At 40.0% G+C, this 24347-nt stretch carries 22 protein-coding genes; 5 read left to right on the plus strand and 17 right to left on the minus strand.

Features of this window, described 5'->3' with window-relative positions; all coding sequences use genetic code 11:
- Positions 1-227 precede the first annotated feature (227 nt).
- Entirely contained in the window at positions 228-1190 is a 963-nt protein-coding gene (locus tag H6G57_RS26650; RefSeq protein ID WP_206756703.1) for a site-specific DNA-methyltransferase, read from the minus strand.
- A gap of 144 nt (positions 1191-1334) precedes the next feature.
- On the opposite strand from H6G57_RS26650, the gene H6G57_RS26655 reads away from it, so the two are divergent.
- Together H6G57_RS26655 and H6G57_RS26660 are read left to right on the plus strand one after the other, a co-directional pair.
- Entirely contained in the window at positions 1335-2204 is an 870-nt protein-coding gene (locus H6G57_RS26655) for a transposase (protein ID WP_242049102.1), read from the plus strand.
- A gap of 655 nt (positions 2205-2859) precedes the next feature.
- Positions 2860-4218, plus strand: a complete 1359-nt coding sequence (locus H6G57_RS26660; RefSeq protein WP_190524446.1) for a reverse transcriptase domain-containing protein — start codon at positions 2860-2862, stop codon at positions 4216-4218.
- Positions 4219-4665: 447 nt separating this feature from the next.
- On the opposite strand, the gene H6G57_RS26665 is transcribed toward H6G57_RS26660, so the two are convergent.
- The 4 genes from H6G57_RS26665 to H6G57_RS26675 all read right to left on the minus strand — a co-directional run bounded on the left by H6G57_RS26665 (position 4666) and on the right by H6G57_RS26675 (position 10348).
- The gene (locus H6G57_RS26665) at positions 4666-5082 is read right to left on the minus strand and encodes a hypothetical protein (RefSeq protein WP_190524449.1); all 417 of its coding nucleotides are present in this window, start codon (positions 5080-5082) and stop codon (positions 4666-4668) included.
- Between the two features lie 126 nt (positions 5083-5208).
- Positions 5209-8814: a hypothetical protein gene (locus H6G57_RS26670; protein WP_190524452.1), complete on the minus strand. Its 3606-nt coding sequence runs from the start codon at positions 8812-8814 to the stop codon at positions 5209-5211.
- 357 nt (positions 8815-9171) lie between these two features.
- Positions 9172-9297 carry a hypothetical protein gene (locus tag H6G57_RS29520; RefSeq protein WP_255528410.1) on the minus strand — a complete coding sequence of 42 codons (126 nt, stop codon included), beginning with the start codon at positions 9295-9297 and terminating at the stop codon, positions 9172-9174.
- 445 nt (positions 9298-9742) lie between these two features.
- Positions 9743-10348, minus strand: coding sequence for a Uma2 family endonuclease (locus H6G57_RS26675; protein WP_190524455.1), 606 nt, complete (start codon positions 10346-10348; stop codon positions 9743-9745).
- 291 nt (positions 10349-10639) lie between these two features.
- On the opposite strand from H6G57_RS26675, the gene H6G57_RS26680 reads away from it, so the two are divergent.
- Positions 10640-10843 (plus strand): DUF433 domain-containing protein, encoded by a 204-nt coding sequence (locus tag H6G57_RS26680; protein ID WP_190524458.1) that lies wholly within the window; start codon positions 10640-10642, stop codon positions 10841-10843.
- Between the two features lie 29 nt (positions 10844-10872).
- On the opposite strand, the gene H6G57_RS26685 is transcribed toward H6G57_RS26680, so the two are convergent.
- From H6G57_RS26685 to H6G57_RS26715, 7 genes are all read right to left on the minus strand, one after another.
- Positions 10873-11373: a DUF3368 domain-containing protein gene (locus H6G57_RS26685; RefSeq protein ID WP_190524461.1), complete on the minus strand. Its 501-nt coding sequence runs from the start codon at positions 11371-11373 to the stop codon at positions 10873-10875.
- Positions 11366-11620, minus strand: a complete 255-nt coding sequence (locus H6G57_RS26690; RefSeq protein WP_190524464.1) for a UPF0175 family protein — start codon at positions 11618-11620, stop codon at positions 11366-11368. Before H6G57_RS26690 ends, H6G57_RS26685 begins: the two co-directional genes overlap by 8 nt.
- 41 nt (positions 11621-11661) lie before the next feature.
- A complete protein-coding gene (locus H6G57_RS26695) occupies positions 11662-12309 on the minus strand; it encodes a type I restriction endonuclease subunit R (RefSeq protein WP_190524470.1) in 648 nt (215 codons plus the stop codon).
- Positions 12310-12382: 73 nt separating this feature from the next.
- Entirely contained in the window at positions 12383-13057 is a 675-nt protein-coding gene (locus H6G57_RS26700) for a transposase (RefSeq protein WP_309236063.1), read from the minus strand.
- Positions 13041-13739, minus strand: a complete 699-nt coding sequence (locus H6G57_RS26705; protein WP_375539551.1) for an RNA-guided endonuclease InsQ/TnpB family protein — start codon at positions 13737-13739, stop codon at positions 13041-13043. The genes H6G57_RS26700 and H6G57_RS26705 overlap by 17 nt, the downstream gene beginning before the upstream one ends.
- 42 nt (positions 13740-13781) lie before the next feature.
- Positions 13782-15302, minus strand: coding sequence for a multiprotein-bridging factor 1 family protein (locus H6G57_RS26710; RefSeq protein WP_190524478.1), 1521 nt, complete (start codon positions 15300-15302; stop codon positions 13782-13784).
- A gap of 90 nt (positions 15303-15392) precedes the next feature.
- A complete protein-coding gene (locus tag H6G57_RS26715) occupies positions 15393-16493 on the minus strand; it encodes a ParB N-terminal domain-containing protein (RefSeq protein ID WP_242049103.1) in 1101 nt (366 codons plus the stop codon).
- A gap of 116 nt (positions 16494-16609) precedes the next feature.
- On the opposite strand from H6G57_RS26715, the gene H6G57_RS26720 reads away from it, so the two are divergent.
- Positions 16610-17047, plus strand: coding sequence for a helix-turn-helix domain-containing protein (locus H6G57_RS26720; protein ID WP_190524485.1), 438 nt, complete (start codon positions 16610-16612; stop codon positions 17045-17047).
- Positions 17048-17395: 348 nt separating this feature from the next.
- Here H6G57_RS26720 and H6G57_RS26725 read toward each other — a convergent pair whose 3' ends face one another.
- From H6G57_RS26725 to H6G57_RS26745, 5 genes are all read right to left on the minus strand, one after another.
- Complete coding sequence (locus H6G57_RS26725; protein ID WP_242049104.1) at positions 17396-17494, minus strand: four helix bundle protein; 99 nt, start codon at positions 17492-17494, stop codon at positions 17396-17398.
- Positions 17495-17631: 137 nt separating this feature from the next.
- A complete protein-coding gene (locus H6G57_RS26730; protein WP_190524487.1) occupies positions 17632-19233 on the minus strand; it encodes a formylglycine-generating enzyme family protein in 1602 nt (533 codons plus the stop codon).
- Positions 19234-19415: 182 nt separating this feature from the next.
- Positions 19416-20534 (minus strand): hypothetical protein, encoded by a 1119-nt coding sequence (locus tag H6G57_RS26735; RefSeq protein WP_190524490.1) that lies wholly within the window; start codon positions 20532-20534, stop codon positions 19416-19418.
- 181 nt (positions 20535-20715) lie between these two features.
- On the minus strand, positions 20716-21771 hold the full coding sequence (locus H6G57_RS26740; protein WP_190524492.1) for a MoxR family ATPase: 1056 nt from the start codon (positions 21769-21771) through the stop codon (positions 20716-20718).
- Positions 21756-23078 carry a hypothetical protein gene (locus tag H6G57_RS26745; RefSeq protein WP_190524495.1) on the minus strand — a complete coding sequence of 441 codons (1323 nt, stop codon included), beginning with the start codon at positions 23076-23078 and terminating at the stop codon, positions 21756-21758. Before H6G57_RS26745 ends, H6G57_RS26740 begins: the two co-directional genes overlap by 16 nt.
- Positions 23079-23272: 194 nt before the next feature.
- Between H6G57_RS26745 and H6G57_RS26750 the strand changes: the two genes are divergently transcribed.
- Positions 23273-24289, plus strand: coding sequence for a TauD/TfdA family dioxygenase (locus tag H6G57_RS26750; RefSeq protein WP_190524508.1), 1017 nt, complete (start codon positions 23273-23275; stop codon positions 24287-24289).
- The last annotated feature ends 58 nt before the right edge of the window (positions 24290-24347 follow it).

Genomic DNA, 24347 nt, shown 5'->3' on the forward strand with positions numbered 1-24347 from the left:
ATAAAATTAATATTCTTTCTCTAATTTGAGCATTTTCATTTTCATTCATTTCTTTAAGTAATTTTCTTTTTTGCTCTTTAGACAGATGATTTTTGGCTGGCATTGGGGGTTATATTCCTAAAAATACTTAATCTTTTATTATACAATCAAGCTGCGTAGCAGCTTATAATCTTGAAGTGTTTGAAAATATTTTTTATCAGTTGCATGATTCACTAAACTGGTTAAGCTCATCGTATAGACTCTCTCCTTTCGGCATTTTTCCGATCAAAAGCAATCCATTCATCTTTTGTCATCCGGCGAACATTTTGTATCCGTTGAAATGCCCAATTATTGTATTCCATATTCAGATCACAGCCCATCCACTGTCGATTGAGTTGTTCTGCAACCACGAGCGTTGTTCCTGAACCTGAAAATGGATCAATCACTAAATCTCCTTCATTGGAAGACGCAAGAACTAACTTTCTTAATAGCTCTTCAGGTTTTTGTGTAGGGTGAGGTGTTGTTTCACCCATGCCATTACAAGTAGTAGGAATCTCGATTACATCTTTAGGTTTTGCACCTTTAGGATTAGGTGTCCAATTATCACGTTTCTTCTTTGCTCCTTTTCCGTAAGCACTCGTTTCTGCTTGTGGGTGAGAGGGATATTTCAACGTATGTGCGCCATAGGGAATTCGTACATCATCGATGTTAAGTTTAACTGGATTAGATTTACGAAAATGAATAATACTTTCATGGGAACGTCCCCAATCACGACCTAAATTTGCTTTATTCTTGTAATGCCAAATTAACCAACGGCAACTTTTGAAATACTTTGATGCTGGATGCTTTAGATCCGCTAAGATTTCAGAAAAACCACAAATGTAGAGAGAACCCGTTGATTTCAAAATACGGGAAACTTCACTGATCCATTGAAGCGACCAATCAATGTACTGCTCTTGATTCTCGAAATTATCCCAGTCAGCTTTCTTAATGTTGTAGGGCGGATCAGCAAAAACTAAATCAATACTCTCAGAATCAAGGGATTTAAGCCAATCAATGGAATCACCTTGATAAAGTTGCCCATGAGGGTGTGAATATTGCAGTTGAAATGCTGTAGTTAAAGGTTTTGATGCTGGCTTCGTAATTCGCTGTGTTTCAACAATTTCTAGGGAAATTTGCGTCATACCTATAGGCTGATCAGAACTGACCAATGTTAGTTATTCCTCGCTATTCTGCTAACAACTAGGAACTGATTATCGAAAATTTTGGGTTTAAAACCCCTAAGTTCCACTTAGGCTTTTTATTCTATTCTAGTTTAGGGTATACTAAAGAAGTGATCGTGAGCAACAAAAACAATGAAACTAAGGTATCAATATAGAATCTACCCAACAGACCAACAAAAGAGGCTAATGTCTCAATTGTTTGGTTGTTGTCGGGTAGTTTTTAACGATGCCTTGGCTTACTGTCAAGAACAATACCGTGCGGGTAACAAAAAACCTTCTAGCAGTGAACTCTCTAAAAGACTTACAGAACTCAAGAAAACCGAGGAAAAAGAATGGTTAACAGAAGTTTCCTCTGTTCCCTTGCAACAATCTTTGAGAGATTTGGAGCAATCTTACTGCAACTTTTTCAAATCCTGCAAAGGGCAGAGAAAAGGCAAGAAAGTTAAACCACCCAGATTCAAGAAACGTAAATGCAAGCAATCAGCTAGATTTACCGATAATGGGTTTAAAATCTATCCTGACTCTAATTACATTCACTTGGCTAAAATTGGTGATATCAAAGTAATCTGGAGTAGAGAATTACCCGCAGTTCCTTCTAGTGTTACCCTAATCAAAGATAGTGCTGATAGATATTTTGTCAGCTTTGTGGTTGAGTTTAACCCCAAACAATTACCTGAAAACCAAAATTCCGTAGGAATTGATTTAGGAATCACAGATTTTGCTACATTAAGCAACGGTGAGAAAATTAAATCTCCCCAACCTTTAAAGAAACAATTAAACCGTTTAAGGAAATTACAGCGTAATTTGTCAAGGAAACAAAAGGGTAGTAAAAGAAGGGCAGTTGCTAGAAAGAAATTAGCCAAACTTCACGCTAAAATTTCTGATACCCGAAATGATTTTTTACACAAACTGTCAACTAAGATTATTCGTGAAAATCAAACAATAGTCTTAGAAGATTTGAATGTGTCAGGGAGTGCGATTCGTTTCCGTCCAAATGGATAGCCAAAAGCTTGAAGTGTAAACGGAGCAAGGTTATCAGCTTTTCGTATTAGCTGAGAATCAGAACCTTGACAACTTAGCAGCCATGTAGGTGAGAGTCTAGTCGAGCGAAAGCCGAGACAACTAGAGGCAAAAGCCAGAATCTCAAGTCCCACCACCCAGGTGCAGGGTTGAAAGCGCTACCCACGCCCAACGAACTAGCAATTCGTTGAGTAATTCGTGCAAGGGGTAGTCAAAGTGGAGGTAATCAAGGAACCTACCTTGAAATCCCTCCCAGCAAGAATCCATGAGCAGCGCACAGCGAAGATGCTATTAACCATCGTGAACATTAACCAGTGTAATTAGGTTGTTACCCAAAAGGGTTAACACTGGGAGAGACAAAAAGTCCAAGGCTAGGGAGTTGGCGTTTTTCCTACCGACCAACAAGCACTTCCCATAAACCCGGTGGAAAGCATCGCTCTAAAGGTTCAAACAAATGATTGCTAGGAACGAATTAACCCATCTATGTCTCTCAGGAAGGTCGATGCCTGAGTAGGGAGCCAACCACATGACATAGGTAGGAGGGATTGAATCAGAAGCTAATGCCCTCTTGTAACGAGGGGGATATGCAGACAGATTCACAATGATTTGGAAGATAGAGTTGTAAGTCAGAGTACAAATGTCTAAAACAGAGTCAATTAAGACAACTGTGGAATGGAAGACAACCAACTGGCGCAAGCTGGAACGGGTAGTCTTTAAGCTCCAAAAGCGAATCTATCAAGCTTCTCAACGTGGAGACGTTAAGGCAGTCCGCAAGCTTCAGAAAACGTTAGTAGCAATACACGCCAGCATTTGTAAAAAACCAAAGTATGTACTAGATGCTGACATTTCCAAATGCTTCGACCGCATTAACCATGATGCACTACTGCACAAACTAAATACATTCCCCACCATGAGACGACTTATTAAGTCCTGGTTAAAAGCGGTGGTGGTGGATTGGAGCGGATACGCTAACCGCAAACAAAAGAAAGAAACCAATCCTACACTTGAGGGAACGCCACAAGGGGGAGTAATTTCCCCACTACTGGCTAACATAGCCCTTCACGGCCTAGAAAATCGCCTACTACAGTATGTGGAAACCCTAGACCTTCGTAGTCCAGGTGGATACAAACTGTCGAAACAATGGAGACGTAGCACCCTTGGGGTAATACGTTACGCAGATGACTTCGTAGTTTTACACGAAGATAAAGCCGTTGTCCAAAAGTGTATGCAAATCACAGCAGAATGGCTAAGGAGTATGGGTTTAGAATTGAAACCCGAAAAGACCCGTCTTTCACACACCCTGATTGAAGAAGGAGGCAAAGTAGGGTTCGACTTCCTTGGATTTACCATTAGACAATTCAAAGTAGGAAAGTATGTGGTTAAGCAAGGGTTTCAAACTATCATCACCCCATCCAAAGAGTCGCTCAAGGCACATACTCAAAAGATAGGAACCATCATTGAAGAACACAAGAGTCTTCCAAAAGAAGCTCTCATCTCCAAACTCAACCCAGTAATTAGGGGATGGTGCAACTATCACAAAAGCCAATGTAGCAAACTAACGTTTTCAAAGGCAGATAACATCACCTATCAGCAAATGAAACTGGATGCAAGTTCAATCTTTAACTACACTGTTGATTTGCAAAGGTATAGAGAACTTATTGAAGGCAAGCAATCTTCAATCTTGCAATTAGGATGTCTTTTTATCTCAATTAAAACGATACATGATTTAGCTCTGGAAGCAGCTATCTATAGTAGAACTAAGCAAACATTAGACTCGTTTACATTGGATTCGCTTGTTAAATCTATAAATGTGTACCAGAGTTCTTTATCTTCATTTTTTGTTTTTGATCTCATGATGAAGGGGGTAGGCTGTTCATGCCAAGAGTTTATTGATTTAGTGCGTGATGGCAAAAATACAGGTATGGCAAATACGCTAGAATTTTTGCCACCAAAATATTCTATAAAACTAACAATTACTGCTGGTGCTGAGGACTAACAGTTGCTTTGATTTTTAGGGTTAATTATTATAACCTACCTCCTAATTGAGATATGAACACACTCCATCAAACTCACGTTATTATTAATTTAGACACCTTGAGTTAATAAAAGGATTGATATGAGTGACGATAACGAAGAGGATTACTTGAATATACGGTACGATGAAACAACTAAAGAATGGGTGGCTGAGTTTGAGAGTGTAACTTCAGATGGTACGAGGATGCCTAGGGCAATAATTTGTAAAACACAGGAGCAGTTAATCAAACAGGTGGGAAGGGTAATAGCAGCCAAGTATAAGTATAAAACGATTGAGTAGCTACCTTTTTTATTCAGAAATTCTCTAGTTTTTTAAGGTTCTGCGATGCGCGAGCAGGCGCGGAAGCGCGCCATCGCTTAACTCCATCTTTAATTTAATCTTGCATTACCTCTGATGCGGAATAGGCGATTAAGGATGCAATAGGGAATTGTTTTTAAGTTCCACTAAACAGTCTTCTAAAGACAAACCCCGTTTGATTTCCCACCATTGCCCCGTATGTCTCATGTAGGCAATATTAAAACAATCTGGCTCAACATATTCTAAACGGGCAGACCGGGACTCAAAAGATGGGGAAATCGCCATCGGACTCGGACAATTATAAGTTGAGCAAAGGTAAAAATAGTTGCGATACCACTTACAAAAGATGTCCACTCGATAGTTTAAATTAGAGTTGGTGGGTGGAGACTCGATATATTTGGGCTTGAATTCTGTTTCAATTAACTCATTGCACTTTTGTTCAACTAATTGTTTCTCGCTCTCAGGAACTTTAGGTTTAGGCTGTTTGAGAGGAGAACGAATCCAACGTTTTCCAGCTTTTTTTGCCATTAGATAATCTCCTAGATTAAAGTTGATTTTTCAATCGTTTCTAAACTCTGCTATTTTTACCCCTACTATCTGTCTCAATTTTACAATATATTCTGCATTTCCTAATTTAGCTTATAGTAGGCTTAGTCAAGCTGTAACAGCCACTTCCAATAAAAAGAACGATTTCAAAACCTCCTGAATCTCAATAGGTAATACACGGACTAATACCCTAAATAACTGGCACAAAGTAGATAGGGGAGTGTTAGCTAAAATCAATCTCAATGGCTTAATCCTGTAAACCTTAGTAATAGTCATTAAATCACGAACCACCTCAATTGTACTTTCCGTCGCCGTTATTGTTTCGGATTCTAAAGTTTGAGTAACCGCAGGGAGATAAACTTGCGCCATCCATTTGAGTTCTTCTGGTAAATCCAAAAGTTTAGTTTTGCTATTAATAGCTTCTAATAACAAAATTAAAGTTTTCTTGACTTGCTTAAACCCCCCTAATGATGAACACAATTGACTAATTCGCCCTTGTGTAACCCCCACAACTTCAGCAACTTGATCAATCGTTGTTTTCTTGCCACCTTCTATTAAATCCCACATAGTGGCTATAATTCCTCGTTCAATTTGTATCCCTTTCGAGGCGGCTTCCGGTGCATAATCATAAACTTCTTCAACAGTAACCGTTGCACCTGGAAATGCTAAACGTAACTGTAATACCGCAGCATTATCTAAATCAGCCAAATGATAGACGTGCAATTGTTCATTCTGTCTCAAATGAGCGCGAAGTCGAGCATCTGCTTGAATCAGTTCAGCCCAAATTTTACGATATACCCAGGCTCCATATTCTCCTGTTAATTGAGTTGGCTTTCTTGACTGTCCTGTGAGGGCTTGCCATTGAGCCGCAAGTTGTCCTAAATTGGGAATGGGTAAACCAACATTTAAAAGAATTTGAGTATTAAGAAACTGATTAGAACCCCTTGTATCTCGATGCCAATAACCAAATTTTTCTAAAATAGTATCGAGTAAAGGTTGATAGTCTTCTGTAACTGCCTTATGATCATTAACAGCAACTCGTTGACCTTGATGACGATGGGCGATCGCCTCTACAGCTAATTTAATTCTATCTTGTTGGGTTTGGCGTCGTTGTTTTCCACAATGTCCTAATCCTCGAATAATATGAATTTGTAAATTAGGAATGGGTTGTTGACGTTGGCGAATTTGTAAGATCTGTGTCGAAGCGATCTTGAGATTTCGGGCTAAATCTTCTTTCGTTTGAGTCGCATCCAGAAAAATTCTAAATCCAAAGGATTTAACAATCTCTAAGTGACGTTTCCAAGGTTGGGTAATGGTTAAGGTATTACCAACAACTTGTAAACTAATTTTTCGATTTCCACAGAGAGCATTAACAAGGGGAGCTATCCAATTAAGGATCAGATTTTCTTCAATAACTTGCTGCTTTTCCTGCGGAGTCATTGTCCCATTTAACAATTTATCCAAGTTATGTCCTAACAAACGATAGCATTCTTGTTTGAGGTCGTGAAGAGAGGGAATTTCCCAATCTTCACCGATAATATGGGTAGCAACAGGTTCACCATCAATCATTTCATAGTGATAACGAGGTCGTCCCCAAACATCCTGGGTTTTTAACCAATCGTCTGCATACAATTCCCAAATTTTATCGTTAATTTCTTCCGGTGTGGGTAATACTTTCATCAACTCAAAATGGCTCATTCCATAGCGTTTATTTTGAGGAGATAAATTTTTAATCGCTTGATAAACAGAACTTAAAATAGGACGTAATGCTTTAAAGATACGGAGATCTTTTGCAAATTGTAGTTTTCCCGCCGTTCTCTCAATATCTGCCAAGGTTACACTCACGGTTTGAGTGGGATGTAAGTTAACTCCTGACTCCTCAATAATGCCAATGTCAGTTTCGGCTGGTTTTGACATTGAGTGAATGTCAGCCCGAATTAACCGTTCATGGCTTAAGGTTTCCCGTCGTTGATTTAAGAAACTGCACCCATGTAAGTGAGGACAACTTTGGCAGATGGGAGAATCCTGACCGCCAAAAACAGTTAAATTCCGTTGTGCTGTCAGTTCAAACGTGCGAGTTTCAGGACAGTTCGTGGGAATAGTAGGGGCTTGATGTTGTTTAGAAAATTTCCAACGTTCTAAGAAGGGATTTCCCATTGCTGTTTTGCGAGTGATGTCTTGAATTAATCCTTCGTGTCTCGCTTCAAGATCAATATAATTTTGCTCAAGGGTAATATTAGTAGGATTTCGATGGTCAGGGGAAAGATAAAAAATCCGAGTTTTATTATCTTTATTGTTTGGGTCAATGTCAAAAGTCGATAAATTGATTTGCCCTGCATCATAAGATTTTCCGTAACCTGGAGGAGTGGAATCTTTGATGGTTTGATAACCCTTATTGTATGCTTCTTTAAGGAGTGTTAGACGTTGCCCTGCTTCAAACCGAATACTGGGTGAACCGATTTGTAACCAATCCTCAAACTCAGGTAATTCTCCGGGTTTGTAGTTAATTTGAGAAAATTTGGGTGGCTGCCATTTAACTATGGCGCTAGTAGAAACGGGTAATTTTGCCTCTGGATTTTGGGAAGGATTTTTAGGGAGTTGCGGTGCAAATCCTTGTGTTACCGAAGGTTTCTTGAAAACTTTGGTAAAAAAAGTTTTGAGGGTTTGGGTTAACTCAGTTTTGAGTTGAGGTAGTTTAAACCGATTTTCCCACTCAGTAGCAGAGATGAAGGCATTTTCACCGGAGGCTATTCTTTCTTTCCCTACTGTGACATCCCATTCCGAGTAAGGGATAATTTCTGTGGCGGTATCTGGGGTAATTTCATCAACATCAGGATGTTGTTTGGTTTCTTGACCCCACCACTCAACCCATAAAAAGTAACCCCAAGATTGCAGGAGTTGATAAAGATGCCGATACTGTCTCAGGACATGGGGATTATTTTTAGCACCTCCATCAGGAGTCAGAATGATTCGTTGGGGTTGGAAAATTTCAAGGTAACAATTAAGCAATTGAGGACTGCTGGTAAATTGTCCTCCGGTGGCACCCAAATAGTTTTGATGTCTGCGGTGAGCAGCAATCCAAGGTTTGAGAATTCCTTCAGCGAGTCGAATATCCCGTTGTTGGGGATTAACCCAGACACACTGTAGGGGAAGTTCACCCGTTTCCTGAAGGTGGGAGGTCACAGCATGGGAACGATTACGATTTTGAGGAGAAAGTAACCATCGATATTTGCTGTTTACGGTATCTCGAAGCCGAATTTGACCGCCAATAATTAATCCTTCTGGGTTAAAGATGGGGCAGAAGTAACCTTGATGTTTAACGGTTAGATGTCGTCCGTCTACCGCCATACCAGGAAGTTGAGGGGAGACGGGTTCGTTGAGTTTGACTGTTGGAGAAACGGAACGAAACATTCCTCGGCGAATTTGTTCAGGGGATAACCCTCGACGTTCTAAGTCTTTTCGGTCATCGGGGTGAAGACTAAGTTGGTTCAGGAGTTGTCGGAAGTTGCGATCTCGCTGTTGCATCGACAAACTTTCTGCAATCCCTTGTTTAATGGCAAGTCGTTCTAATGAGCGTTCTTCGGCTTGTTGGCGTCGGAGTATTTTGTCTTCTGGGGTTAACTCGCCAGGACGTAGGGGTACATATTTTCCCCATAACCCGCCTTGAGAAAGTCCGAGAAACCGCCAACCGTCAAGGTCAACCGTGTTGTTCATGCACAACACCAGGTCACTATCGGGGAGGATACGACACTTGCCTTTGATGTCGTTACAAATCGGGCAGGGGTTAGACCGTTTACTAGAAATGAATTTAGCCAAAGAATTCACCCCCTAGAAGCGTTGTTTTGGATGAGTCAGGGTGTTTTGAGGGTTGAGCAGCTAAGGGGCGTTGATGGCGTTTAAACAGCCTGTAGTGGGTTGAGTAACGTTTCATAACGAGACTGGGAATTGAGTTTTCCCATACTACCGCCCTGCTTTTTTTGGCTTTTTTACCTCGTGTGGATCAAGACTGATCAAACTGATCAGGCTTGTAACCATCGCTGAAACCCTTACTGTATAAAGGTTTAAAATTTTTCAGGTCACAGCATGGGAGGATAAAGTCACAGCATGGGAGGATAAAGTCACAGCATGGGAGAATTTAGAAGATGCAAAAAACGTGCTAAAACCATATAAATCAATGGTTACAAGGTTTGTAACCATGAGGAAGGCGGGAGCAAATTTGCAATGACATGGCGACCGTAACCTGCGTTACTGGGGTAGTGGCGAGTAATTAACGGGTCACAGGATGGGAGTTTTGTGCAAAGCTAGAGACGTAGCATTTGACGGAAAATCAAAGGATGCCAATCGACGAATTCATGTGTGGAGTAAGTTGGAGGGGGGATTGATATCACTAGCTATCTTTTGCAGGTTAGAATCAATCAGAGTCAATCACCTAATGATCTAACTTGGTACTGTGGGTGTACTAACTTTTTTTCACTTAAGCTTTTTAGGGCTTACTATAATTCTTAATTTCTAATGTGAACTCGATGGAGTAGCTGCCTGCCCAGATATTGAAAAGCCGCTAATTTTATGGTCAATTTAGTAGTTGAATAATTGAGTACACTGATTATCCTGACAAACTCTCTCTGGATCAGGAAATAGTGATTTAGGCGGGCATAACATCATCAAGTTTTAGTTGTAAATTGGGAAATAGAGGAGAATAAATTGTATCTCCTAACCGATATTGTTGCTGCTGGTATACGCCATTCACTAACTGACAGATCGTAAAAGTCGGTTGTTTAGGATTACCGATAAATTGAATTCCCCCTAAACCTCGAAAATCCACAAGCCAGTATTCAGGAACATTTAAAAAAGCATATTCTTCCACTTTACGAGCATAATCATCTTGCCAATTTGTACTGACTACTTCAGCAACAAGCTTGATGGTACTACTGTTACAAATAACAGGTTCTTTTTGCCAAAGGGGTTCTTGATTCAGTTCTCCTCGATCTAAAACTATCACATCAGGTCGCAGTGCTGTAGCTTCAGCATTTAGAGGTTTAATCAAACAAGTTTTTGGGATCAACCAGTTTAAATTCGCACGAAAAATTTCAACATAAATTCTACCCGCAATACTTCCAGCAACAGCTTCATGAGGGCCAGTAGGTTCCATGTCTCTGAGTTCTCCGTCAATCAGTTGATAGCGTGTATTATCTCCGTATTGGGTAATAAACTCTTCAAAGCTAAGTAGTTTAGATGGGGTATAGGTCATAGATCGTGTTTGAACGGGAGGTGTAAAATGGAGAGAAATCTACTGCTAGCTTAACCTATCCTCGGTTGTCTGCAAAAGCTAAGGCGATCGCTAAGACTCCTGGTTTATTCTAAACCCCTATTCCCCAGATATAACTCAGATTTACTGGTATTTTTGAAAGCCAGTCATATTATCGAGAAGGTTAGCGAGTATTATGCAGGGGCAATTAGTTCAGTTAATTAATTATTAATAAAAATCTTCTTGCTAAAGCAAATGAGTTGCTATAATGAGTTGAGTTAAGAATATAGTTTCATGAATGACTCCCTTCTGCAACGAGTTACTCTCGATCTAAATATCTGTCATGGCAAACCTTGCATCCGGGGATTGCGTTATCCGGTTGAGTTGATTTTAGAGTTATTGAGTTCTGGTATGAGTATTGAGGAAATTTTAGCAGACTATGAGGATTTAGAACGGGATGATATTTTAGCGGCTTTACTCTTTGCTACTCGCTTTTAGGTTAAGAGATCGGTTAATTTTGAGTTGGATTAATTATTTTCTCCGGCTTGCTTGAGGGCGAATTCAATTACAGTTGTACTTAATCGAATTCCTTGGTTAATCATTTGTTGAATAGATTGTTTAATTGATAAAGGGTAGCCTTCCTGTTTGGCACGTAATAAAATCCCAATGGAACCTGTAACGGAAAGACCGCTTAATCTAGCAATTCGCCGTCCAACCGATTCATCAATACAAACGGTTGGGATATTTTCATTTAAGGCTAATTGAATAACTGAGGCTTCGCCAATGTCTAATGAGTTGAGGAGGAGAGGAGAAATATTCAGAGGGTCAGGCTGTTTTTGTAGCCAATTAGCAGCAGTAAATTCGGCAACAGCAAAGTTACTAGAACCGCCACTAAGAATTTCTTGGCAGACTTCAAAAGGAACTAATACTTCTGGATAAAGGGATTGCAAAATAGTTAAGTCACCCAAGGCAGCCACAAGGGCTATTAGCGGGGAGGTGTTAATAACAATTTTTTCCGGGTTAGGCATTTTTTAAATCAGATAATAGTTCTTCTTCTGTTAAGTCAATCATGGGGATACCATAATCTTTTAATTTGAGGAGAAATGTAACTCTATCTACCCCAATTAACGCGGCTGCCATTCCAGAAGAAAGGCGTTTGAGTTCAAATAGTTTAACTGCCATTGCCCATTTCGCTTCTTGTTCAAATTGTTCTTTTGTTTGTTGGAGGGCATCGGGGAAGGTTTCTGGGTAGTCGATTTTAAGTTGATAAGGCATAGGGGAATAATTGTTTTTTTGGTGTTTCTCTGACTCTGATCTTATTCAATAGGGGTTTCAATCATGATTTGTCTAATTTGTTTAAGGATTTGCATGATGTCATAAAGTTGATTGCGATGGGGAAGTAATAGGGAGAAAATATTAGATAAATCGTAGTTCGGGTTAGGTTGATTTAAAAGTTTAATAAATTGGAATTCGTCACCGTTTGTAATTAATCCATAAACGGGGCGTTCTGGGTTGGGGTTTGCTATTAAATAGGTGAGGGCTTGGGGGAGGGCTACAGAAAAGGCGATTGTTGATTTAGATTCTACAACTAATACCCAGAGTTGCTGTTGAATAATCAGGGTGTCGATGCGTCCTCTTAATATTTCGTCTCTGTCTTCTAGGAATAGTTCAACTTCGGGTTCTGTGGTGACAAAAAAGGGTTCGTCGTATAAACCAGCTAGGGCTAATAAGGGAGAAATAATTAAGTGATTGATGGTTCCTTCGGCTAAGGAACCGCGTTTGCGATGACGAATAAATCGGTTTCTAATTTGGTCTAAGGTGGCTGTTTCCGAGTCGGTTAGTTCGGGTAAGTTTTCATTCCATTCAGGAAAGAATTGTGCGTTTTCTGTAGGACGGAGATTAAATCTTTCTTCCAGGTTGTCTAAGCTGGTGATGGTTTTTGAGATAGGTTTTTTCAGTACCATAATTGCTCTGATTTTGTGAGGGTTAGTAATTGGTAGAGTTTGACACTCCTCGCGAATCAAGCGACGAGGATTCTTAAGTAGTCCAAAGACGAACCCTTAATGGCGTAGTCAATGCGCCACTACTGACTCCATTGAGATTTAATCCCAATGTTGCCGATACTTTGCGGACAATGTTAGCTGCTGCATTACAATCGGCATTAATATATTGATTGAATGCAGTGCGGTATAAACCTCGTTTAACTCGTTTTCCTGACGGATTCCAATTGTCGGGTTTTTCACCGAATTCAGGGAGAAAATCATGATCGGGAAAACTAGCCTTTGAGGTATAAGATTCCTCGGTTTCTATAAACTCAATTCCATAGCGAGAACAAAGTTCTTGAATTCGAGATTTTAAGCGGGCGGTGGGAATCTGGATAAAGTTTTGATTCCCTTTCTTCCCAAGGGTAGCACCATCTTTTTGTCCTTTATTCCAGCCAAAAATAATGCGACCGATACCGTTTTTAAGACAATGGTTAATAACCACTCTGGAGGCTTTATTAATAGCATCTCTAACCTGACGATTCCGTTTTTCGGTTAGAGCAGATAAAGTATTACTCCAAAAACCTTGGGGTTTACCATTTTTATGATCAGCAATTTGTTTATTATACCACTGATTCAAGGATTTCAAGTGCTTACCATCAACAATAAAACTGGTTCCTTTGACACTCCCCGCTCTGAAGATGCGGGGATTCTTAAGTAGTCCAAATATGAACTCTTAATGGCGTAGTCAATGCGCCACTACTGACTCCATTGAGATTTAATCCCAATGTTGTCGATACTTTGCGGACAATATTAGCTGCTGCATTACAATCAGCATTAACATATTGATTGAATGCAGTGCGATATAAACCCCGTTTAACTCGTTTTCCTGACGGTTCCCAGTTGTCGGGTTTTTCACCGAATTCAGGGAGAAAATCATGATCGGGAAAACTAGCCTTTGAGGTATAAGATTCCTCGGTTTCTATAAACTCAATTCCATAGCGAGAACAAAGTTCTTGAATTCGAGATTTTAATCGGGCGGTGGGAATCTGAATAAAGCTTTGATTCCCTTTCTTCCCAAGGGTAGCACCATCTTTTTGTCCTTTATTCCAACCAAAAACAATACGACCGATGCTATTTTTGAGGCAATGGTTGATGACCAATCTGGCAGCTTTATTGATAGCATCTCTAACTTGGCGATTCCGTTTTTCGGTGATAACAGATAAAGAATTACTCCAAAAACCTTGGGGTTTACCATTTTTATGATCAGCAACTTGCTTGTTGTACCACTGATTTAAGGATTTCAAATGCTTACCATCAACAATAAAACTGGTTCCTACGTTACTCACACAAGTTAACCAGTTGTCGATTCCATGATCTATTCCTAGTAAGCTGCGTAGCAGCTTATCTATATTATATGAGGTTAAGCAGCGATTTTTCCGGTGTTGATATAGTTAAATTCCCAAAATTTCTCGGAGTGTTTCCTGGGAACTTTCGTTAATTTTCCGTCGCCCACTTTCAACCAGTTTGACCCAACTAACACTCTTACCAATTTTAGACGCTAAACAAGCTTGAGTCCAGCCTTGAGACTGACGTATCTGCTTAACCATTTCTCCAGTGAGTGCTGGATGTGGTTCAATTTGAGTGTCAGTTTGAGAGTCAATGATTTTTACCTGTTCTAGTTTTTGAGTTGGATTTGATTGTTTAGGTACTTTTGGGGATTTTGGGGAAAGAGCTTTTCTTTTTTTGCGCTCAAAGACTTTCATCGCTGATTCAATTTTCAGTGGGGCTGTTACAATTACCACACTATTGAGCCATGTATCAAAAAATCCTTTAGGTAAGGACTGTTCTAAAGGTGCTGTTTCAATAGGATCTAACTCATTAGGTTTTTCATCGGGCAATTCAGCCCAAGCGGGTAGTAAGACTTTAGGAAATGATGGGGCAAACTTGAACTTGAATCCGATTTCTGTCAATGCTTCTAAAGCTTCGTAAAACTGCTTGAAAAAGCGGGAGCGATATTGTTTTTTCTGACGAACTTCTTCAATTTTTTCTTGCGACAAAATCCCTCTAAGTAAGCTTTCAATACGATAAGTTCCTTTGGGATGAAAACGGCGATTTTGAACTAAATATAATGCTAAAGCAGAGGCAAGGTTGTGTTTATAATGATTAAGTTTGAAGATATCTGAGTTGACAAACCCATATTGATAAAGGGCTTTTTTTGATTGTTCATCTTGTTTATTGAGGAATTTTTCAGTCCATGCCCCAGGCATGACTCGAATGACGACTTCGATTAACTCTCCCGTTTCCTGAAATAAATCCGGTTGATAAAACTCTTCTACATAAAGAATTGTCCAAATTGGGCTAGTGTGCCGAATACATAAATTAAGTTCGCCTTCATACCAATGAATTTTTGCCCCCAAAGTACCAACAATCCAGGCTAAGTCAGCAACAGCTTTGAGTTTTGCAGATTTATTCATTCGATGGGTTTGATGTAACCCCAAACTCTTAATTAAATCAGTTCCCCGCAAATCAAATGGATCTTTCCAAGGTTGTTCCTGACGGGCGGCATAGGCAGCAAATAAAACGTGCAGTCGGGCGGCCATGACCCCATATCGTTCAAGAATTTCTGACTCGGCTTGTTCAGTAATAAACTCTGGCTGCTGCTTTTGATTGTTAAGAATAAAGAATTCAATAAACCGACCCTTGCCAAATTCTTTTGAGAAATATAAACAACCCTCGTTATATTTCTCCCAATCTGGGGGTTTGAGGTAAGCTTGAGTTGCGCTAGTCACAGGGGCTCCTGTTGCCATCATTTCTATATCCTTGTTTGCGAACAATGGCAGTTCAGTTGAAGGTAGGTTGATAGCTTTGCGGGTACGTTTCTTGACCACAGGAGTTTGTGGACTGTCTAACCCGAAAATTTCTAGCTGTATGGCATCAACCTTAGCATTTGTATTATCTATATTAGTTCCCACTTGCTGTAATTAGAGAATGTTTTCAAAATTTGGCTTTCTATACACCTTAGTTAGGCTTGATCTGGGGTTCTTGTATGCAGAATAGAGAGTTCAGTTTTGTCTTGATGCTTTATTCATCCCCACCCAATTCGACTGAATCTGAGCCATCTGAGCCAATTCAGGATGCAGATGCAGGTTGGCATCGATAAGATGTTTGACCCATGTTGCTGGATCTAAACCAACAGTGGCGGCAATTTCTTCGAGTTGAGTTTGCCACTCAATAGGGAGTAACAAGGAAAGGACAAAGGTTGTTTTTTTCTGGAGAGGCGAGGATAAAGTCAGGTCTGTCCATTCACTACAGTTCTGACCTCGTTCTTCCCCCGATTTGTCTACTAGGTCGAGAAGACCCAACTTGTAGCAGTAAATACTGTGGTTATTGATTTGTTCCCCTCGGTGTCCGCAGTTCCAACAGGAGGGCGTTAATGGCAATGATTGGGTTTCAGATTGTTGATTGGCCAGACGAATAGCGGTGGTAATATTCTTAACTTTGCCTGTTTTGAGCATTTGGGCGATCGCCTCTCTCGTGTTTTTGGGCTTAATCGCTAATTTATAGGCAGCATCTATGCTTTTATCTAAAGCGGTTCGCAAGGTTGATGCCGATGAAAGGTTTCCCTCACGAGCTTCTGAGTCAATCAGGTCTACCACTTTTCGTCCTTTGGCATAGGATTTACCCGAAAGGCTAATACGAGAGCCAATCGCATCACGAGACTTACCAAATTTTGTTCGTGGTGAACATGGTGGAAAATTTTCCACCATGTTCCCTAAGTCTGTCCGAGTTCCTTTCCGAGAGGTAGCTTTTTCCGCTTCAATGCTTTCCCAAGCCATCCCTTCTCGAATTCGCATCTCTAGGGTTTTTTCACGGGTGACATTTTCTAACAGCAGTGCTTCTAAAATGGCTACTTCATCTGTAAACTCTTGGATTTCCACCGGGGCTGTTAGCCATCCGAGTTGTTGAAGTGCTTTCCAGCGCCGATGACCAGAAACGATGACATAATCCTTCGTCACCACCAATGGTTTGACCCATTGGCTGATTTCAATTGATTTTGCCAAAGAAGAGACATCCTCCTGCTCACCGTAGATTTTGATATTCAATGGGTGAGGGGTTAGAATGTCTATAGATACTTCTTGCCTGAAAACCTCTGACTTTGACATTTAAAGTGACATTTAAAAGCTGATGTCATTCTAAATTGACATTTATAAAATGTCAAACTTTGATTGTATACTGGTCTGTTGTAATCGTCGTTTTGGGTTAGTAAAGGGAACCAAGAATGCTGCTGGAGACTACACCTAAAGAAAAGTTAGCGAGTCTAGTTAGAGAACTGCGGGGTAACAAAAGCCAACGCAGCTTTGCAAAGCTTTTGGGTGTGAGTTACTATGCCGTGCAAACTTGGGAAAAGCACGCAGTCTGGCCTGATGATGACAATTTGGAAAAGTTGGCAAAGTTAAAAGGATGGACTAAAGAGCAACTTCAGCTATATCTACATATTTCTCAAGTAGCACCCTCAACCCCACTCAACAATAGCTCTATTGGTCACAGTCAAGCTCGGAATGTAAAACCTACAGATTCAACTCAACCTTTGGGTTTATCGATTGCAGATTTGCTAGCGGAAGTCAGAGCTTTGCCATTTGAAGCGGCGGTTCAAGTGGCTCAAGTTGCACTGGAAACAATAGAAGCTAAAGGCTCTTTGGTGAGTTCTGAACATTGATGTCAAATCATTTATTTTCCTACAAGTTTTTGTTCCATTGATTCTATACATAATCATCCGGTGATTAAGGAAATATTTTGATGATTAATATTAAGTTAACTGAAAAACCCGGTTTCTGAAAGCTAACTGCGGAGTCGAGAAACCGGGTTTTTATCCAAATTTTGATAATTAATATTAAGTTAACTGAAAAACCTGATTTCTGAAAGTTAACTGCGGAGTCGAGAAACCGGGTTTTTATTGAGATTTTGATGATTAATATTAAGTTAACTGAAAAACCTGATTTCTGAAAGTTAACGGCGAGGTCAAGAAACCGGGTTTTTAATCCAAATTTTGATGCTGAGTATTAAGTTAACTGAAAAACCCGGTTTCTGAGAGTTGGCGGTTTAAAATGGGGACATACCATTTGATTAAATCGTAGGTTTTTTGGATAATTGGGAGTTCTTCCATTAACAAAACTTAATATCGTTTTTGAAAAAATAAAAATCCTCGCTTCGCTCGGACACAAGGGAAGAAGGGAAAAGAAAAAAGAAGGGTAGAGGGCAAAAGAGCTAAAGAAAACAGGGCTAAGAAGCCCGCAGGCTAACCTACGACGCACCTACCACCCAACAAACCCGAAAGCCGCAGTTGACGTCGTTGGAGCCGCCAGGGGTGATCCTGCCACGACCGGCAGAACGGCAGCCACCAGGACCGTCGAACCACGAACCGCCCCGCAGACAACGATATCTTTCATGGCTTAATAAGTTGACTAAATTTTCAACATTATAGATTTGATAACGATTATCATTCTTGTTCTGCTCATCCCAAACTTCTCCTTGTGTTGGCGCTTTTTCATAGTTGTCATGCCCAGGATCGGCGCACCATTCCCAGACATTACCATGTAGATCATACAACCCAAAGGCATTAGGCGGAAATTCACCGACGGGGGTAGTTTCCTCTCGATATATTCCCTTGGGTTCCTCTGCATAGGTGTAGTTGCCATCATAATTGGCTAAATCACTGGTTAGGGTTTCCCCAAAGTAAAACGGGGTTTGAGTACCAGCGCGACAAGCATATTCCCATTGAGCTTCTGAGGGTAAACAATAGTTGCGTCCGGTGTGTTGTAGCAGTCTGGCACAAAATTCTACCGCATCGTACCATTTAACCTTTTCTACAGGTCGGTTATCCCCTTTGAAGCGGGAAGGGTCAGGGTCGAGATCCCGTTGAATTTTCGGCCAGTTCGCAACGGCTTTCCATTGAGCTTGGGTAATGGGATATTTAGCCATAAAGAAGGGGGGAATTGTAACTCGATGTTGGGGTTCTTCTCTCCCGTCATAATTTTGATATTTTTTTTCCGTTTCCAGTGAACCCATAAGGAATGTCCCCCCAGGAATATAAACCATATCTAACGTGATGCCATTTCCCATGTCTTCGGTAAAGTATCGCGCTTGTTGGGTTTCCCGTTTGATAATTTCACCCTTTTTGTTAACGGTAACGGTTTCAAAACTAAAGGTTTTTGCTGGAATAGGAGGGGGAGGTAAAGGAACAGAAACCCCGGCAATATTAACAGTATTATTTTGTCGCAGTTGGGCAAATTGTTGTTCAGCTTCGGTATAGTTTCCCCGTGCCGCTTTTCCCATTGCTTCCGCTAAAGTTAATAGGGGTTGAAAATTAGCGTTTTGTAAGGGTTCCGTTAGGGTTTCCACCAGAGAAGAAATTCTTAACCACTCCCTAAAATTAGGTTTTTGCAACAGTTGACGTAATTTGATAGCAATTTCTTGGGCGGTTGGTTCTGGCTTAACATAAGCTAAAGCTGTCCAATATTGAGCTTGCCATAGTCCTTGAATATCAGTTTTAAAATGATCTTGGATATAGTCAAGAGAAAAGCTGGAAAGTTCAGAGAGTTCTGAAGAAGTTAATTCATTGAGGAGTAAACAGCGAACGTTTCGATCCATTTCATAGAGTTCTTCACCGATATTTTGGCATAAATCGGATAGGAGTAAATGGGCAATGGCAACCCAAGGAACTGGAAGTTCGGAATAAAAATGATTTCGTAAGCGATACAGAAAATCAGGGGTTAATGCCAAGGGAAAGGCGGCATAACAGGCAAATTGATAATAAATTTCTCCATGTTTCTGACGAAAGCGGTCAATACATTGTTGTGCCGCTTCCGTTTGGGGATTAGAATCAAGGAGAGAAGAATTTATCATTCAATTTTAGATTGTTGACAGTTGACAGTTTCCCCCTAGAATTGGAGGGGAATCGCCCCCTAAATCCCCCAATACTGGGGGACTTGAAGAGGATTATCCTGTTCCCCCCAAAATTGGGGGGCTAGGGGGGCTATCTAGCCATGCTAGAGGGGAATTGCCCCTTACCCATTATTGCCCATTGCCTATTGCAACACTTGGAGCGCATTATAAAATCCCTGACGATCGCTGGGAAACATTTTAACAGTTTTTAGTTGAGCGATCGCCTCAGCCGTTGTATAACGCCAGTCGGGTTTGGGTAATGGGTTTAACCAAGCGATCGCTTTGACAGAAGATTGTAATTGCTTTAGTACCTGTTGAGTTGTATTCAAATGATAGGGAGAGTAGCGTTTTTCTCCGGCATCCCCATTGCTAAAAATTAACACAACGGTTTTTTGAGGATGGGTAAGTTCTCGGATGGCATCGAAGGGAATTTCTTCCTCAAAATCAGGATCTCTAAAAAAATAGGAACTGAGATGTTCATGGAAATAATAACATTGATTGGGGTCTAAACAACCTGTGCGTTGAGCAGTTTCTACGAGTTGCCGAGATAAAATTTGAAAGGGTTGCATTCCTCCCCGTTGGGCGATCAATAATATTAAGGAACTGGTTTTTTGACGACCTGGTTTTAAAACAGGTGTAATTGGTTTGCCTTGACGTTGCATTTGTTCTATTGTGGCTTGAATATTAAATTCTAAACGGGTTCCGGTTTTGAGAACAGATTTTAATTGATACCATCCTTGGGTCATTTGTTCGGGGGTAACTGGGAAATATTCATTGGGGTTTTTTGGGGGGTTAAAGTTCATCCAAGTTCGTTGGGTAGGAAGTTTAATGGCTTTCACAACTTGAGAATGTTCAGGGAGTGATATTGAGTTTGTTAGGGGGGAAGCAGGAAAGAAAAAATATTCGTTATTGTCTTTATTGTCTTTTGGTTCAACAGGTGGGGGCGGATCTTTTTCGATTTTTGTTGTTTGGGTTGTGGGTTGGGTTGAGGTTTTTGTTTTAGAAATCTGCGGTTGAGGAGAACTTGTTTCTATAGGGCTATTGGGAAGGGTGATATTATTAAAAATTGCCTCAAACTGTTGTTGTTGACTGCGAGACTTTACCCATAAGGTTCTACAGAGTTGTTTGAGTTTATTCGCTTCTAGGGGATATATTTCAGTTTTAATGGCTTCAATTAAGGATAGATAGTCCTGGGTTCCTAAAGGAAATCCCGCTTCTCTGAGTTGGGTGAATAAGTTGTAATAAAAATCGAGTATATTCATGGTTTATACCAGATATCGGGTGTCAGTTATCAGGTGTAGAAGTGCTATATTTCTTTCTCGCATCGCCTTGCAGGAGAGGGGTTAGGGGAGAGGTCAGATAAATAAACCTTGCCCAGAAACCTGCCAAAATTTATCCCTTAAACCATTGCCCATTGCCCATTCCCCATTTTGCTGAATACGATTAAATTTTATCATCATCATCTTCCACCTTATTATAATTTTTAGGTTCATTGGTATCAAAATCATCAGGAACAATTTCACTGTATTGTTTAACATCTTCTCGCGTTTTTAACAAAGTGCTTTCATAAGGAATTTTCCTTTTTTTAAGAAGGTCTTCAATTTCAGTTTCTGTTGACTTAAATTTTAAAGCACTGATCCAATCAATTAATTCACTAATACTGATTTTTTTACCAAAATCACCTTTATCCTCTGCCATTTGATCTCGAATTGCCAAAAACCGATCTAATGCCAAGTTCAGCAAGGACTGTGACCAATCTTTACCAAATCTAGCGGTAACAATTTTTTCTAAATCTTTGCGGTTAGGAAACTCAATATAATGATATAAACATCGACGTAAAAAAGCATCAGGTAATTTTTTCTGAGCATTACTGGTAATTAAAATAATTGGTGTATAGTCATATTCTGCACGAATTTCTTCTCCGGTTTCTCGCACAAAAAAACGTTTTTCTTCTAATTCCAATAATAAATCATTGGGAAAATCTGGATCGGCTTTATCAATTTCATCAATTAAAACAATCATTCGTTGCTGATTTTGAGAAGCTTTAAATGCCTTACCAAGCGCTCCCCATTCGATATAAGCTTGATGTAGGGGATCATTTAATCTCTCTTGAATTTTAGCTTTTTCTAGCGGATCTGTGGCTGCGAGTTGAGCATCATAAAGTCGTCTAACGGCATCATAACGATATAAACCATCCCGTGCTTGATCCGTTGATTTAATATACCAATCTGTATAGGGCCATTTGGTTTGCGATCGCTTGCTAAATTCATAGGCGATCGCTTTAGCTAATTTTGTCTTACCAGACCCGGGTTCCCCCTCAAATAATATGGGACGTTTTAACTTAATTGCTAAATTCACCGCTTCAATTAACCCCTCACTAATATCAGCTAAATAGGGATAAAGGGGTTCTTGAGTTTCAGGATCTTTTTCTTTAGCTTTGGGTTGAAATTTAGGATCTCCGGTAAAATTAGGATTAATGGGGTCTAAAGTTTTAGCCATTGGTCTTTATGCTCCTGCCATTCATTTAAAGTAAATTTATAAAAGGTTTCTAAAACAATCTCCGGTTCAATTTTATCAAAGTTAACAGGAATTTCAATTTGAACTTTCTGCCAAACTTGGTCTAAAAATTTTTCAGGATCTTGAGAGAAGCTTAAACCTCGTTTCCAGTTCGACATTTGAGTAATAATTTTTTCTTCCTCGATCCAATCAAGCAAATCGCGCCTATAGAATTCGGAAGCAATAGAAATATTATTTTTAAATAAATCGATGCTTGATTGTTCAGATGAAAAAGCTAAATCAACCCAAACAAAAAAAATTTGAGGGCAAAAATCATCTTTTTGTAGTGTCTTTAATTTTCTGTTCAAAGGTCTTCCAATGCTCTTAACAAATTCGTCTAACTGCTCAATTTGATTTGCCTCTGAAGTCCACAATAAAAACAGAAGATTTTTTTTCTGCCTTTGTAATTGTTTAACAACTTCCTCAGATACATCGCTAGAAATTTTTCCTTGTTGTTCAGCCTTAATTCTATTAAGAAGTGTTTTCCTAATTGCCAATTGACCACAAGCATAGGTTAATTGATGTTGCAAGTCGTAATTATAACTATGATTACTATTAAAGTCGATATCAATAATTTGGCAATTTTGGCAATTTTGTTTTAGTAAACGTTTTAATAGCCAAAATAAATGAATACAGCGAGTTTTAATATTAGTAACTTTAAAGCCAAAAACCGAAGATCTTGTCAAGTTTCTATACTGTCTATAGGATGAAAATTGAGAACTATGGTTTAAGTTTGAAAGCGTCATCTCTAACTCGGTAATAACTTTTAACTTATCTTCTTGATAATCTGCTTTAGAGATTCCTACATCTTGCCAATTTAACTCTAAAAACTCACAAAATAACTGGAAACAATCTGGCTCAATAAACTTTTCACCTTTTGTAAATTTTAGCCAACTTCCACGAGAATTATAGCGAATATTAAGATAGTCATCCAAAAACATATTTAAGCCACCCTTGACTTTTTCACAAATACGTGATTGAATTTCGTCTAAAGTTAACCGTTGATTTTTTAATTCAGGTAGAATACCTAGTAAAGCTGTTTTGTAGTAAGCTTCGATAACTTCTTCCTGATATAAGTCGTTTAATTCCTCTTCATTAAGCCCCTGCTTTATATCTTTCCCTCGTTTTGTTAAAATTTCTTGTATTCGATATTGAGCAAATTCCCATCGCAGCGTAATCATACCTCTGCAATTGATTAATCCCTGAATCCTATCTAACTGATCGTCACGAATTCTCAATTTCCCTACCATAGCACCAGAATTTTGTCAAGGATCTGCAAAATAGCAATGATTTTTAGATCGCTGACCTCTTAAAAAAGGTCTGATTCAATATAAGTGTGAGGACAGGTAAACGGCTTTTGCCACCAGGTCTTCACAGCGCACCTTGAAAACTGAATATACAAGTTTACCTCTCTTTAGGAACAGGCGTTGATTCAGTAGTCAAGATGTCAACCAAACCAACACCTATCAAAAAAACCATGACTCCTAGTTTACAACCTAAAGCGGGTGCTTTCCTGCCCGAAACGAATGCTTGTGTGTTTCTCAAAGCTGCCCAAGCGATGAAACCGAACTCCTCGTTTAAGGATCTTTGGGAAACAGCACAGGAATTAGTGCCTTACCTCAAACCCATTGAGAAGGAAGTGCGGCAAGTCACCCAACCAGGGGGTATTCCTTGGACAGTGATCCAGAATCTTCCCATTGATGAGGAGTTGCCACCAACGCCTACAGATGGGAAACGCCCCAACGATAAAGGATGGGTGAGTGAATTGGTTCTGTTGGCGGTGTTGCATATCGCTGGGTTGCTGCCACTTGCCTTTGAGCAAGAAAAGAACGGTCAGATTATCCATGAAATTGCGCCAGTCCCTGGGTTGTCCCATACTCAGTCCAATTCTGGCCGAGTACCTTTGAGTTGGCACGCAGATCTTGGTCATTTGCAGTCCAAATATCGCCCAGAATTTTTGTTGTTGCTAGGTTTACGCAACCCTGCTGAAACAAAAACTTGGATTGCCCCTATTGAGGAGATCACCGAAAAGTTGCAGCGCCAATCTCCAGACAGCGATCGCATTTTACGTCAATCTCGCTATCGACCGCAATCACCTGACTCGTTTAACTATAACGGCAATTTGATCCTGTCAAAATCCCAACCGTTAATTTCAACAAACGAAGAAGGTTATGACGAAGTGGTTGGGAATTTAAGCAACATTCAGGCGTTAGACGATGAGGCAAAAGCGGCTTTGGAGACGTTGAAAAATTTGTTAAAACCGCCAATCGCCAAATCTGTCATTTTAAAACCTGGGAGCTTATTACTGTTTAACAATTTACGCTGTTTGCACGCACGAGATGCGGTGTTTAGCGATCGCTGGTTGCAGCGAGTTTATGGGCGAAATTCCTTAAACGCATTGCGTTCTGCAACGGGTTCTAATGGCTATGTTTTCGATAGCTGTTTAATTGCATTATCTTAGTCCTCCCTAACCCCCCTAAAAAAAGGGGGGAATAGGTTAACTCTAATTAGGAAAGAAA

This window comes from Planktothrix sp. FACHB-1365, from assembly GCF_014697575.1.
Taxonomy (GTDB): Bacteria; Cyanobacteriota; Cyanobacteriia; order Cyanobacteriales; family Microcoleaceae; genus Planktothrix.